11 protein-coding genes are annotated in these 13,297 nt (G+C 72.5%); 4 read left to right on the forward strand and 7 right to left on the reverse strand.

Going from position 1 to position 13,297, the window contains the following annotated elements:
- Window positions 1–45 precede the first annotated feature (45 nt).
- Window positions 46–1,197, reverse strand: coding sequence for an acyl-CoA dehydrogenase family protein (locus ACZ52C_RS18005; protein ID WP_469075627.1), 1,152 nt, complete (start codon window positions 1,195–1,197; stop codon window positions 46–48).
- A gap of 12 nt (window positions 1,198–1,209) precedes the next feature.
- Entirely contained in the window at window positions 1,210–2,415 is a 1,206-nt protein-coding gene (locus ACZ52C_RS18010) for an amidohydrolase family protein (RefSeq protein WP_469075628.1), read from the reverse strand.
- A 150-nt stretch (window positions 2,416–2,565) separates the two neighbouring features.
- Here ACZ52C_RS18010 and ACZ52C_RS18015 point away from each other — a divergent pair, with 150 nt between their 5' ends.
- Window positions 2,566–4,065, forward strand: coding sequence for a class I adenylate-forming enzyme family protein (locus tag ACZ52C_RS18015; RefSeq protein ID WP_469075629.1), 1,500 nt, complete (start codon window positions 2,566–2,568; stop codon window positions 4,063–4,065).
- Between the two features lie 185 nt (window positions 4,066–4,250).
- Here ACZ52C_RS18015 and ACZ52C_RS18020 read toward each other — a convergent pair whose 3' ends face one another.
- Complete coding sequence (locus tag ACZ52C_RS18020; protein ID WP_469075630.1) at window positions 4,251–4,763, reverse strand: EF-hand domain-containing protein; 513 nt, start codon at window positions 4,761–4,763, stop codon at window positions 4,251–4,253.
- Between the two features lie 192 nt (window positions 4,764–4,955).
- On the reverse strand, window positions 4,956–5,363 hold the full coding sequence (locus tag ACZ52C_RS18025; protein WP_045556397.1) for an STAS domain-containing protein: 408 nt from the start codon (window positions 5,361–5,363) through the stop codon (window positions 4,956–4,958).
- 561 nt (window positions 5,364–5,924) lie between these two features.
- Here ACZ52C_RS18025 and ACZ52C_RS18030 point away from each other — a divergent pair.
- Together ACZ52C_RS18030 and ACZ52C_RS18035 are read left to right on the forward strand one after the other, a co-directional pair.
- Complete coding sequence (locus ACZ52C_RS18030) at window positions 5,925–6,506, forward strand: sigma-70 family RNA polymerase sigma factor (RefSeq protein ID WP_469075631.1); 582 nt, start codon at window positions 5,925–5,927, stop codon at window positions 6,504–6,506.
- A 338-nt stretch (window positions 6,507–6,844) separates the two neighbouring features.
- Window positions 6,845–8,242: a zf-HC2 domain-containing protein gene (locus ACZ52C_RS18035; protein WP_469075769.1), complete on the forward strand. Its 1,398-nt coding sequence runs from the start codon at window positions 6,845–6,847 to the stop codon at window positions 8,240–8,242.
- 193 nt (window positions 8,243–8,435) lie between these two features.
- Here the strand turns inward: ACZ52C_RS18035 and purU are convergent, their stop codons facing one another.
- Together purU and ACZ52C_RS18045 are read right to left on the reverse strand one after the other, a co-directional pair.
- Entirely contained in the window at window positions 8,436–9,317 is an 882-nt protein-coding gene (purU, locus tag ACZ52C_RS18040; protein ID WP_469075632.1) for a formyltetrahydrofolate deformylase, read from the reverse strand.
- A 90-nt stretch (window positions 9,318–9,407) separates the two neighbouring features.
- Window positions 9,408–9,908 (reverse strand): SCO4402 family protein, encoded by a 501-nt coding sequence (locus tag ACZ52C_RS18045; RefSeq protein WP_045556084.1) that lies wholly within the window; start codon window positions 9,906–9,908, stop codon window positions 9,408–9,410.
- A gap of 128 nt (window positions 9,909–10,036) precedes the next feature.
- Between ACZ52C_RS18045 and ACZ52C_RS18050 the strand changes: the two genes are divergently transcribed.
- Entirely contained in the window at window positions 10,037–11,341 is a 1,305-nt protein-coding gene (locus ACZ52C_RS18050; RefSeq protein ID WP_469075633.1) for an ABC transporter substrate-binding protein, read from the forward strand.
- Window positions 11,342–11,467: 126 nt separating this feature from the next.
- Here ACZ52C_RS18050 and ACZ52C_RS18055 read toward each other — a convergent pair whose 3' ends face one another.
- A complete protein-coding gene (locus ACZ52C_RS18055; RefSeq protein ID WP_469075634.1) occupies window positions 11,468–13,183 on the reverse strand; it encodes a hypothetical protein in 1,716 nt (571 codons plus the stop codon).
- Window positions 13,184–13,297 lie beyond the last annotated feature (114 nt).

The raw sequence follows: 13,297 nt of genomic DNA on the forward strand, positions 1-13,297 counted from the left end.
ACCCGCCGACGAAACAGTCACCCCCACACCACTGGGCGCCCTCCGTCACCCCTTGGGCAGCCCAAGAATCCGCTCCCCCACGATGTTCCGCTGGATCTCGGACGTCCCCGCGGCGATCGTGTACGACAACGAACTGAGCCGATCCAGCACCCATCCACGCCCCAGATCGAGCGCGTCCGGCCCCAGCACCTCCGCCGCCAGCTCGAACAACTCCTGCCGCGCCCGCGAATACCGCAGCTTGAACACCGAACCCCCCACCCCCGGCACCCCGCCGGAGGCGCCCGGCACCCCGCCGGAGGCCTCCCCCTCGCTCACGTTCCACTGCGTGAGCCGCCACAGCGCCCGGAACTCCGCGTTCGACCGCCCGAGCCGCCGCCGTACACCGGAGTCGTCCCAGGCCCCGTTCGCCCGGGCCTCCCGTGCCACCTCGGCCAACACACGCCGACAGGCGACCACTTCACCCACGAACGCCGTGCCCCGTTCGAACGACAGCGTCACCATGGTCACCCGCCAGCCGTCGTTCTCCGCGCCCACCCGGTTGGCGACCGGCACCCGCACGTCGTCCAGGAACACCTCCGCGAACTCCGTGGAACCGGCGAGCGTGCGCAGCGGACGTACGGTCACACCGGGCGCGTCCATCGGCATCGCCAGCCAGGAGATGCCCCGGTGCTTCGGCGCCTCCCCGTCCGTGCGCACCAGCAGCTCGCACCAGTCGGCGACCTCCGCGTGCGAGGTCCAGATCTTGGAGCCGCTGACCACGTACGTGTCGCCGTCCCGTCGCGCCCGCGTGCGCAGCGAGGCGAGGTCCGACCCGGCGTCCGGTTCGCTGAACCCCTGGCACCACACCTCCTCGCCCCGCAGGATCGGCGGCAGCCAGCGCGCCCGTTGTCCGGCGGTGCCCTCGGCGGCGATCGTGGGCCCGGCGTGCAGCAGGCCCACGAAGTTGGCGCCCACATAGGGGGCGCCCGCCCGTTCGGTCTCCTCCAGGAAGATCAGCCGGGTGGTCGGGGAGGCGTCCCAGTGGACGTCGGCGTATCCGGCGTCGTACAGCGTGCGCTGCCAGCCGAGGTCGTAGGCGCGCCGTCCCGGCCAGTCGTCGGGCGACGGCTTCGGCGGCAGCGAGGGGAGCGTCTTCGCCAGCCACTCCCGCAGCCGCGCCCGGAACGCCTCCTCCTCCGCGCTGTACGCGAGATCCATCGCCCCGGGCCCCTACCGGCCGAGGTGGCGGTCGAGGTCCAGGTCGAGCATGCGGATCGCGTTCCCCCGCATCAGCTTGTAGACCGTCTCGTCGTCGAGGCCCTTCACATGGTCGAGGGCGACCTCCTTGGTGTGCGGGAAGGTCGAGTCGACGTGCGGGTAGTCGGTCTCGAAGGTCGCGTTGTCCCGGCCCACGACGTCCAGCGAGGCGACCCCGTGTTTGTCGCGGAAGAAGCAGCAGAACATCTGCCGGTAGTAGTACGTCGACGGCGGCTCGGGGATCAGGTCGCGCACCCCGCCCCAGGCGCGGTGCTCCTCCCAGACGTCGTCGGCGCGTTCCAGGGCGTACGGGATCCAGCCCATCTGCCCCTCGCTGTAGGCGAGTTTGAGGGTCGGGAACTTCACCAGGACCCCGCTGAAGAGGAAGTCCATCATCGAGGCCATCGCGTTGTTGAAGGAGAGGGAGGCCTGGACGGCGGGGGGTGCGTCGGGGGAGGCGGCCGGCATCTGGGAGCTGGAGCCGATGTGCATGTTGACGACCGTGCCGGTCTCCTGGCAGGCGGCGAAGAAGGGGTCCCAGTAGCCGGAGTGGATGGAGGGCAGGCCGAGGTAGGTGGGGATCTCGGAGAAGGTGACGGCCCGGACACCCCGGGCGGCGTTCCGCTCGATCTCCGCGACGGCGAGGTCGATGTCCCACAGGGGGATCAGACAGAGCGGGATGAGCCGGCCGCCGCTGTCGCCGCACCACTCCTCGACCATCCAGTCGTTGTAGGCGCGGACGCAGGCCAGGGCCACTTCCTTGTCGTGCGCCTCGGCGAAGGTCTGCCCGCAGAAGCGGGGGAAGGTCGGGAAGCAGAGCGAGCCCTCGACGTGGTTGAGGTCCATGTCCGCCAGCCGTGCCTTCGGGTCCCAGCAGCCCCGCCGCATCTCCTCGCGGGTGATGCCCTCCAGCGTCATCTCGTCCCGGTCGAACCCGACGGCCGCGATGTTCCGCTTGTACGGGAACTTGAGGTCCTCGTAGATCCACCAGTCGGTCGGCGGCCCGTCCGGGTCCATCGTGATCTGGTACCTGCCCCCGACGTACGCGAGCTCGCCGATCCCGGCGGTGAGGGGCTTCGGGCCCCGGTCGCGGTACTTCTCCGGCAGCCAGGTCTCGAAGAGGTGCGCGGGCTCGATCACATGGTCGTCGACGCTGATGATGCGGGGCAGTTCGGTCATGGGTCCCCTCCACCGAGCCGTTTCTGACGGAGCGTCAGCTAGCTCCTCTCCAGCAGGCTAGTGGCGCACCCCTGGACCGACAAGGCGCCCGGCCCTACGCTCTGCCCACGATCTGACACATCGTCAGTTGAATGCGGCAGGGGGCCCTCCGTGACCGACACCGCCCACGCGCTCAGCGACTCCCGCACCCTCTGGGAACTTCTCGACCGCCGCGCCGGTCTCACCCCCGACCGGCCCGTCCTCCTCCAGGACGACCGCACCCTGAGCTTCGGCGAACTGCGGGCCCGCGCCGAGCGGGTGGCGGCCGGACTGTACGAGCGGGGCGTACGCCCCGGCACGGTCGTCGCCTGGCAGCTGCCCACCCGCATCGAGACCGTCCTGCTCTCCTTCGCCCTGGCCCGCCTCGGCGCCGTCCAGTCCCCGGTCATCCCCTTCTACCGCGACCGCGAGGTCGGCTTCGCGCTCCGCGAGTCGAGGGCCGAGTTCTTCGCCGTACCCGGCGAGTGGCGGGGCTTCGACCACACCGGGATGGCGCGACGGCTGGACGCGCGCGGGATCTTCGAGGCGTACGACGCCCTCCCGGAGGGCGACCCCGCGGCGCTCCCCGCCCCGCCCGCCGACGGCACCTCCGTCCGCTGGATCTACTGGACCTCCGGCACCACCTCCGACCCCAAGGGCGTCCTGCACACGGACCGTTCCCTGATCGCGGGCGGCTCCTGCCTCGCCCACGCGCTCCGGCTCAGGGCGGACGACGTCGGCTCGATCGCCTTCCCGTACGCGCACATAGGCGGCCCCGACTACATGGTGATGCTCCTGCTGTACGGCTTCCCGGCCGTGTTGTTCGAGCACTTCGCGCTGCCGGCCGCGCTGGAGGGGTACCGCAAGCACGGGGTGACCGTGGCGGGCGGGTCGACGGCGTTCTACTCGATGTTCCTGACCGAGCAGCGCAAGCAGCCGGGCGAGCCGGTCGTCCCGTCCCTGCGGCTGCTCGCGGGCGGCGGGGCCCCGAAGCCGCCCGAGCTCCACCACGCGGTCGTACGGGAGATGGGGGTCCAGCTCACCCACGGGTACGGCATGACGGAGGTGCCGATGATCACGATGGGGGCGCCGGACGACTCGGTGGAGAACCTGGCGACGACGGAGGGGCGGCCGCCGGAGGGGATGGAGATCCGGATCGCGGCGGACGGGGAGGTGCGGTTGCGCGGGGAGGCCGTCTGTCAGGGGTATCTGGATCCTGCGCAGTCGGCGGCTGCCTTCGACGAGGACGGCTTCTTCCTCACCGGCGACCTCGGGCGTCTCACCGACAGCGGGCATCTGGTGCTGACCGGCCGCCTCAAGGACGTCATCATCCGCAAGGGCGAGAACATCTCGGCCAAGGAGATCGAGGACCTGCTGCACGGCCATCCGGCCGTGCAGGACGTGGCGGTGATCGGACTGCCGGACCCGGAGCGCGGGGAGCGGGTGTGCGCGGTCGTCGAACAGCCGCCGGGGGCCGAGGCGCTGACCCTGCCGGACGTCACCGACTGGCTGCGTGCGAAAGGGCTGTCCGTCCACAAACTGCCGGAGCGGCTGGAGGTGGTGGACGCCCTTCCGCGCAACGACACCTTGCGGAAGGTACTCAAGTACAAGCTGCGCGAACGCTTCGCGTGACCGCCGTGACCGCCGTGACCGCCGTCACCCGACCGCTGACGGCCACCACTTGACCGCACGCGATCGGCTGCGGTCCACACGTGAGCGACAGCTGACCGCACACGATCGAGTCCGACCGATCGCCGGGGACTGCCGACCGCTCGCGGGCCCCGCCATGACACCGGCGAGCTGCCCGCGCCGTGGGACTACTCGGGCACGGTGAAGTAGCGCGCGAACGCGTTGACGACCTCCACCTCGTCCACCTTGCCGTCGGCGTCGGTGTCGAGCGTGGCGGCGGCCGCGGCCGCGGCCTCCTCGGAGGCGCCGAGGGCCTTGAGGACCCGGGCGGTCTCCTCGACCGTGGCCTTGCCGTCCCCGTCGGCGTCCGCGACGGCGAGCGCCGCGTGCAGGAAGGGGCGGGCGATCTCGGCGAAACGGTCGGGGTTGTCGCGCAGCCGCTTGACCGCGCCGTTCACGAACTCGTCCCGGGTGATGCGCTGGTCACCGTCCCGGTCCGCCATTCCGGCCATCCCCTGCCAGAAGGCCTCGGCGCCGCCGTACAGGGCCTGGCCCTTGTCCGAACGGGCGGTGGTGCCGAACTCGTTGAGAACCGCCTTGCTCGCCGCGCTGAAGTCCTCGCGGTCGATCCAGCCGTTGCCGTCCTGGTCGAAGGTGGCGAACCGGGCGGCGATCCTGCGCTCGTACTCGCTGCTGACCATGTCTCTTCGGGCCCGCCTTACGTCAAGTGGGGTGCTTCTCGGACGGAGCGTACGACGTCAACGGCCCGGACGGAGCGTGAAAGCGGCGCTTGTACCAAGACTGCGGGAATTCCGGGACAACCGTGTGGCCGCCGGGACACCACCGCGTGGGAGGGCTCATACGTGCGTACTGCTCACGGGGAGGGTGCGGGGTCAGGCCGACAGGGGGTCGGCCTGATCGTCGGCGTCCGGCGCGACCGCCGAGGGGACGTCCGGGTGGACGTCGAAGAGGCGGCGCACGCCGAGCGCGGCGAGGACGCGGTTGACGTGCGCTCCCTCGGCCGGGCCGCCGCCGGCGTGGCCGTCGGCGGGGAGGATCAGCCGGAGCCGGCCCCGGCAGGACCGCATCAGACGGCGGGTGGCGACCAGTACGCCCACGCCGCTGGAGTCGCAGAAGACGACGGCGGAGAGGTCGAGGACGAGACTTCGGCGGCCGTCGGCCACCGCCTCGTGCACCCGCTGGCGGAGCACGGGCGACGTGACCAGATCCATCTCTCCGGACACGTGCAGCACGGCCCACTCGCCCTGCTCGCCGTCGGTCACTTCGAACGCCACCGCGATGCCTCTCAGTCGCCGAACCGGAAGCCACTGCACCGCTTCCTGCTGCGCGGCTGCCCCGCCGTCGTTCCATGAAACACCCGCGGGCCGCCGAAAGCGTGGGGTAAGCGAGCCATTTCCAGGGCCTTTTCGGTGCGATTTCCATCGAGTACGGTCACATCTGATCGAAGATTGATCACGAATCACCTCAGCATCGATCTGATGCGGGCTCATACGGGCTTCGCTCGGGCAGATTCGCGCAGATCAGAGGCCTCATATGGTCGTACAGGCATACGAAAGGCGGGCGGACGCCCACGTGGGCGGTGTGGAAACGGCTTACTCGTGAGGTGCATACCACCTCCGGCCTCACGAGGCACGCGCATTGCCATAAAGGGGCGTGCGCGGTCAGCGGTGCCGACTACATTCGGGACGGCGGTACGCACAGGCTGGAATCGGGCCGGAAAACGGGCCGGAAGCAGGCTGAAAGCGGACCGCGGTCTGCCGTCGTCCGGCCGGCGCCCGCCCGGCGCCCGACCGGGCGGGCATTCAGGAACGGCGCAGGTGAGAGCAGGGTGAGGGGGCCGTATGGCGACGATGGACGCACCGCCCCGCTGGGACCGCAAGATGCAGCAGCGGCTGGCGCGCGGCGAGGCGGCGGCGCTCGGTGAGCTGTACGACCGGTTCGCGTCCCTCGTGCACGGGCTGGCCCACCGTGTCCTCGGCGACGAGCGGGGCGCGGACGGCATCACCCGCGAGGTGTTCCTGCGGCTCTGGGAGAACCCCGAGGAGTACGACCCCAAGCAGGGGCCCATGCGGTCCTGGGTGGCGGCGCTGACCCACCGTCTCGCGGTGCAGCGACTGCGGGCCACCGAGACCGCGGCGCTCGCCCGGGGCGGCGAGGGCACGGCGGAGGACCTGGAACGCAAGGTCCACCAGGCGTCGGTGGCGGCCCGCGCCGACTACATCGTGCAGGCCATGCCCGCGCCGCTGCGGGCCGCTCTGGACCTGGCCTATTTCCAGCGCCGCGACTACCGCCAGACCGCCACCGACCTGGGCGTCACCGAGGACGAGGCCCGACGCCGGCTCCGCCTCGGCCTCCAGCTCCTCTCCACCGCCCACGACACGCGCCCCTCCGGCACCCCGCCCGAACCCGGGCCCCTCACATGACCACCACCCCCAGCCCGCACGGGCAGCACGAGCCGGAGACCCGGGAGACCCCGGCCCCGGGCCTGTCCCCCGACCTCGCAACGCCCGAGTCCAGCGGTACGGGCGGGACGGACGACGCGGACGGGAAGGTCGGCGCGGGTGGGCCCGACGGCACAGGTGGGCCGGACGAACCGAGTGGGCCGGGCGGATCCGCGCGGCCAGGTGCTTCCGGCGGCACCGGCGGGCCGAGTGGGCCGCCCGGGGCCACGGGCGGTGGTGGTGACGAACCGGTGGGGCCGCCCCGCATACCGCTGCCGCGCACCTCCGTGGAGGACACCGGAATGCCTCTGCCCGACGTCATGCCGAACCCCACCTCCGAGGCACCCCCGGCCACCCCATCGGCCCCCTCGGCCCCGTCAGCCCCACCCGCGCCGCCGGACCCCACCCCGGCGCCCGGCCCCTCCGCACCGTCCGGAACCCCCGTGCCACCTGCCTCTTCGAAACAGCCCGACCCGTCCGTACCGCCGGACCCCTCGCCCCCACCCGGCTCCCCCTCCCCCTCCCCCTCCCTGTCTCCCTCCCCCTCTCCGTCCCCCTCCCCCCTCGTGCTGGAGCACCAGGTGCTGAAGGCGCTGCTCGGGGCCTGGGCGCTGGCCGTGTGTTCCGCGGAGGAGGCGTTGGCCGTGGAGGAGCATCTCGGGGTGTGCGGGGGATGCGCGGACGAGGCGCGGCGGCTGCGGGAAGCGGTGGGGCTGCTGCACCCGCCGGAGAGCCTCGACCTCGACCCGGCCCTGCGCACCCAGGTCCTGGAGTTCTGTCTCGGCCGCCGCCCGCCCCGCATCCCCGTCCCCCGCTGGGCCGCCCCGTACGACGCGGAGACGGCCCGGCTGGACGCCCTGCTCCAGGACATCGACGCCGCCGACTGGCACGCCCCCGTACGACTGCGCTGGTTCGAGGGCGCGGGCCCGGTGAGCCGTCGTACGACCGTCGCCGGGGTCATCGCCCACCTGCTCTCCGTCGACGGGCTCGTCGCCGCGGCGCTGGGCCTGGACGACCCGCTCGGTTCACTCGAACCCGGCCCCGACGAGCCTCCCGTCGGCGCCTCCCCGGCGGCACGCACCGAGGCGTACTGGAAGGCGTCCCACTACCCGCCCACCCGCGCCCTCCGCGCCCCCTGGCGGCAGCAGAGCCACGACATCGTCCGTACGACCTCGTTCACGGGCGGCGGCCCCGACGGCTCCGACGACGGCCCAGGCCGGCCGACGGTCTCGTACGGCGGCTTCGCGCTCCCCCTCCAGGACGCGATGCTCGATCGGGCGTTCGAGTGCTGGATTCACGCGGAGGACATCGCGGAGGCCGTGGCCTACCCGTACGAGCCGCCCTCCGGCCGTCATCTGCACGGCATGATCGACCTGGCGGCCCGCATGCTGCCGCTGTCGCTGGCCGAGCGCCGCCGGAGCGGCCTCGCGTCCCCGCCCCCGCCCGGCCGCCACCTCGTACCGGCCGGTGCCCCCGGCCGCAGTCTCCGTCTGGAGATCGAGGGCTCCGGCGGCGGCGAGTGGCTGATCCCCCTCGACTCCCCCGGCGCCCTCGGCTCCGCCGATCACGAGGTGGCCCATGTGGCCCTGGACGGCGTCGAGTTCTGCCGTCTCGCCGCCGGACACGTACCTCCGGAGGAGGCGGCCGCCGGACAGGGCGGCGACCGGGAGGCCATCAGGGACGTACTGTTCGCGGCGGCGGCGCTGAGCCGGATGTAAGGGTCGGGATTGGGCCAGGGCGGGAGGTCTCGCCCCTGACGCTCGCCGGGGCGTAGCCGCGCGAACAAACCCGCGCCGAGCACCACCGGCCCTCAAAGGGGCGCGGGGAACTGCGCGGCCAGCCACCACGGACCCGCACCCGCCGCACCGCAGACGCCCCCGAGCTATGAGGCGCCCCGGCCCGGCGGAGCCCCTACGCGAAGACGACCGTCCGGCGCCCGTTCATCAGGATGCGTCGTTCGGCGTGCCACTTGACCGCCCGCGCCAGCGCCTGGCACTCCACGTCACGCCCGACGGCGACGAGCCCCTCGGGCGTCACCCCGTGGCCCACCCGCTCGACCTCCTGCTCGATGATCGGCCCCTCGTCGAGGTCGGCGGTGACGTAGTGCGCCGTCGCGCCGATCAGCTTCACACCGCGCGTGTGCGCCTGGTGGTACGGCTTCGCGCCCTTGAAGCTCGGCAGGAAGGAGTGGTGGATGTTGATGATGCGCCCGCTGAGCTGCTTGCAGAGGTCGTCGGAGAGGACCTGCATGTAGCGGGCGAGGACGACCAGCTCGACGTTCTCCGCACGCACGATCTCCAGCAGCCGCGCCTCCGCGTCCGCCTTGGTGTCCTTGGTCACCGGGATGTGGTGGAAGGGGATGTCGTACGACCCGACCAGCTCGGCGAAGTCGGTGTGGTTGGAGACCACCGCCGCGACCTCGACCGGCAGCGCGCCCGTGCTCGCGCGGAAGAGCAGGTCGTTCAGGCAGTGCCCGAACCTGCTGACCATGAGGACGATGCGCATCTTCTCGTCGGCCCGGTTGATCTGCCAGTCCATCTGGAAGGAGTCACCGATCGCCGCGAAGCTGGCCCGCAGCTTGTCCACGTTCACCGGGGCGTCCGCCGAGAAGTGGACGCGCATGAAGAACAGACCCGTGTCGTGGTCGCCGAACTGCTGACTGTCCTCGATGTTTCCGCCGGTCATGAAGAGGTAGCTCGACACGGCGTGCACGATGCCCGGCTTGTCGGGGCAGGCGAGGGTGAGGACGTACTGGTCGGCGGGTGCCGCGGCTCGGGTGGACTGCTCGTTCATGCCCGACAGGGTCCCATATGGCGTACCCATGTCGGCAATCGTCCCGAGGACCGGACCGCGGCGCCCGCGCCACTGCCGGGCAGGGCCTGTCTAGGCCGCCCTGGTCATGATCCGCAGCACTTCGAGCGTGCGCGGCGGGGTGTCCGGGTCCTCGCCGTCGCTCGCCGAGAGGCGGACGTGGGCCTCGCGGGCGGCGCGGACGGCCTCGGGCCAGGCCTCGTGGTCGAGGTACGCGGAGACGGGCGCGTCCGGGCCGACCTGGTGCATGATCCGCAACACGCGCAGCACGGCCGTGTCGACGAGGGCCGCCTCCTGGGCGTCACGGAAGATCGTGCCGACGTACTTCTCGGCGGACCAGTTGTCCAGCCAGGTGTCCTCGACCAGGCGGTACACGGCGTCGGTGACGTCCCCGTACCCGTCGACACCGGCCAGCCAGACGTTCTGCTGGAACGCGGGGTCGGAGAGCATGTGCAGCGCGGAGCGCACATTGCTGCGCCAGCGCCACCACGGCATGTCGTTCAGTGGCATGCCGCCCATGGTGGATGAGCGACGCCCACGACGGGAAGGGGTCTCCGGACCTTGGACGGTCATCGATCGCTCGTTCCTCTCTGAAACCACTCGAAAATACGATCGTAGCTCCTCGTAATTCACCTCCCGGTCACCCCGCGTTGACCATCCGTCACGCCCGGGTTGGGGTTGTGGCGGAATCGTGCGGAGCCATGACTGGCTTCCAGGCACGACGGACACCTCAGCCCCCAGGCCATCCCACAGGCCTCGCCAAACGTCTGGTCAGAGCCACCACACTGGCGGCGTGTGCGTCACTCGTCGCCGGGTGCGGGGTCATCCCTGGTACCACGGGGGGTACCGGGGACGGCCCCGTCACCGTCATGACCTGGGCCCCGGAGAAGACGGCCGCCACCAACAAGCCCGGCATGCCCGCGATGGCCAAGGCGTACGCCCGCTGGATCAACGCGGGCGGCGGCATCAACGGCCGCGAGCTGAAGATCCTCACCTGCAACGACCACAACGACACCGTGACGGCCGCGAAGTGCGCCCGCCGCGCCGCCGACGAGGACGTCGTCGCGGTCGTCGGCTCCTACAGCCAGCACGGCCGCTCCTTCCTCGCCCCGCTGGAGTCGGCGGGCATCCCCTACATCGGCGGCTACGGCGTCACCGACGACGAGTTCGCCAGCGCGCTGTCGTACCCGGTCAACGGCGGCCAGGCCTCCCTGATGGCCGGCCTCGGCGAACAGCTCGCCGAGGACTGCGGCCCGGTCGCCCTCGTCCGCCCCGACTCGATAGCCGGAGACCAGCTGCCGCTGCTGCTGGACTCGGGGCTGCGGTCCCGAGGCCACAGCGGCGCCGAGGACCAGCTGGCGGCCGAGGACGCGACCGAGTACGGCGAGCACGCCCGGGAGGCACTGCGGCGGGCCAGCACGCGGGCGGGCACGGAGGGGTGCGTGGTCCCGGCCCTGGGCGACCGCACCTTCACGTTCATGGACTCCTTCCGCCGGGACCGCGCGGACTTCCCCGAGGTCCGTACGGGGACGGTGCTGGGCAGCGTCGACCAGACGGTGATCGACGCGACCGGGGGGAGGTCGGGGCCGTACGAGGGGGCGTACGTCACCGGCTGGTACCCGGTGGAGAGCGACAAGCGGTGGGACCGGATGAAGGAGGTGATCCGGGAGCACGCGTTCGGCGACAACCGGATCGACCCCGCGGACCCGGGCGTGCAGACGACGTGGATCGCGTACACCGTCCTCACGGCCGCCCTCGAGAAGATCGGCGACGGGGAGGTGACCTCGCAAGCGATCCGGCGCGTCCTCGACGGCGGCCTGAAGGTCACCACCGGCGGCCTGACCCCACCCCTGAGCTGGCGCTTCGAGGACCTCATCGCCTCCGCCGGCTTCCCCCGCCTCATCAACCCCGAAGTCACCTTCCAGATCGTCCGCAAGGGCCAACTGGTCGCGGCCCGACGGGACTTCGTGAACGTGGAGAAGACGCTGGTGGAAGCGGAGAACTGACCACCGCCAGGCACGTCGACGGCCGGCGGGGAGACCCGATACGGCCCCGCCCCGGTCCCGGCTTCGACTTTCGGCCTCGGCCTCGGACTCGGACTCGGTGTCAGTCTCGGCTCGGGCGCCTCGTCCCTACAGCTGGACCGCCTGGCGTTCGGTCAGGGTGTAGGTCTTGGCGATCTCGTTCCAGAGTTCGGCGGCCTTGGTCTTCTCGGCGCTGGCCGTGGCGCTGGCCTGGTTGCCGGCCTGGGTCTGGCCGGTGGTGCGGGCCTGGCCCTTCTTGCAGCCCTTCTTGCCGGCGGTCTGGTCCGCCCACGCCGCGTAGTGGTTGTCGGCGGCGGCCGAGGCCTTCCAGGCCTTGGTCAGCGAGGTCGTCAGGGCCTCGTGGCCCGGCAGCTGGTCGACCGACAGCTCGCCGAGCCGGGTGACCAGGTCGTTGCGCTGCTTGGCCGCGGCCCGCAGATCGGTGGCGGCCTGGCCCAGGTTGGAGCAGGACTCGATGTCGGCGACGGCCTTGATCACGCTGTTCCGGCTGTCGCCGCTGTCCGCCAGCAGCTTGTCGAGCGCGACCGCCTGCTCCCGCGCCGGGTCCGCCGACGCGGACGCCGACTCCTCGGGCGCCCCGGTCGCCGCCGCGGGCTTGTCACCGCTCGGCGCGGACTCGTCCCCCGACCCGGCCATCAGCGCGCCCGCTCCGATCCCGAGCACCGCGATCCCCACGCCGACGAGCGCGATCAACGGCACGCGCGATCTCGTACGACCGCCCCCGCCGCCCCCGCTCTCCCGTCTCCCGGAGGCGCGCCCGGACTGCCCACCGTGTCCCTCGTGACCCGCGTGACCACCGTGCCCCGGGTGACCACCGGGGCCGCCCGGGCCACCGGGCCCGCCCTGGCTCCTCGGGGGCTGCTGGGCAGGACCGTGGTCGATCTTCGGCATCTGCTGGGTGGACCCGGCGGCGCCACCGGCGCCCGGCCCGTCCCGGAAGAGGCTGTCGAACACGTCCGGCTGCTGCTGACCCTGCTGCGTCCCCGGCGCGCCGTACGACTGGGGCCGCGGCTGCGCCTGCGCGGCCACCGGCGGTATGTACTGCGTCGCCTCCGCGTCCGGGTTCGCGGTCGGCGGCAGGGGCCCGGCGCCGTTGTCCGGCACCCGCCCCAGATACGTCGTCGCGTCCCCCGCCGCCTCCGGCGGCAGCGCGCCCGGCCCGACCGGCGGCAGGAACTGCGTGGCGGCCTCGGCGGCGGGCGCCTGCGCGGCCACCGGCGGTATGAACTGCGTCGCTCCCTCGTCGACCGGCACGGGCCCGACCGCCGGCACGAACGGGATGTACTGGGTGGCCCCCTCGTCCACGGGCGGCAGCGGCGCGCTCTGCGGCGGCAACGGCGCACCCGCCCCCGCCGTGCCGTATCCCGCGCCCCCGTACGCCGCCCCGGGCGCCCCCTCGGGCGGCAACGGCATCCCACCCTGGGTGCCGTAGCCCTGCCCGGCGGCGTCGCCCTGGGCATGGCCGTACGCCTGACCGGCCGCGTCGCCCTGGGTGCCGTACGCGCCCTGCGCGCCGTATCCGGGGTGCCCGCCCGGCGTGCCGTACGCGTCCTGCGCCCCGTGCGCTCCCCACTCCGGCGCGGGGGGCGCGCTGTTCCACTGGTCGGCCTGCGGCTGGGCGGGCGCCGCGGTCTCCTCGGAGCCCCACTGCCGCTGTTGGTCCCACGGCTGGGGCGGGGCCGGCGGCAGCGGGGCCGGCGGCAGATCGCTCGGGTGGAGCGGCGCCCCACCGTCCGAGGGCAGCACGATGCCTTCGCGCGCGGTCCGCGCCGAGGGCTCCTCGCCCTGTCCACTCTGCGTCACCGAGACTCCTACGAATGGGGGACTTGCGGAATCGTCGACTCACGCTACCGGGTCCGGACGACACCCCACGCACCACCCGCGCGCCCGGCCCCCACCGGACCCGCGGCCGCGATC

The organism is Streptomyces sp. NPDC034049 (genome assembly GCF_055575575.1).

What these genes read in the sequence shown, in the direction of transcription:
- ACZ52C_RS18005 (WP_469075627.1), bottom strand. Translation starts at nt 1,197, where the DNA reads ATGGATCTCGCGTACAGCGCGGAGGAGGAGGCGTTCCGGGCGCGGCTG.
- ACZ52C_RS18010 (WP_469075628.1), bottom strand. Translation starts at nt 2,415, where the DNA reads ATGACCGAACTGCCCCGCATCATCAGCGTCGACGACCATGTGATCGAG.
- ACZ52C_RS18020 (WP_469075630.1), bottom strand. Translation starts at nt 4,763, where the DNA reads ATGGTCAGCAGCGAGTACGAGCGCAGGATCGCCGCCCGGTTCGCCACC.
- ACZ52C_RS18030 (WP_469075631.1), top strand. Translation starts at nt 5,925, where the DNA reads ATGGCGACGATGGACGCACCGCCCCGCTGGGACCGCAAGATGCAGCAG.
- ACZ52C_RS18035 (WP_469075769.1), top strand. Translation starts at nt 6,845, where the DNA reads ATGCCGAACCCCACCTCCGAGGCACCCCCGGCCACCCCATCGGCCCCC.
- purU (WP_469075632.1), bottom strand. Translation starts at nt 9,317, where the DNA reads ATGAACGAGCAGTCCACCCGAGCCGCGGCACCCGCCGACCAGTACGTC.
- ACZ52C_RS18045 (WP_045556084.1), bottom strand. Translation starts at nt 9,908, where the DNA reads ATGACCGTCCAAGGTCCGGAGACCCCTTCCCGTCGTGGGCGTCGCTCA.
- ACZ52C_RS18050 (WP_469075633.1), top strand. Translation starts at nt 10,037, where the DNA reads ATGACTGGCTTCCAGGCACGACGGACACCTCAGCCCCCAGGCCATCCC.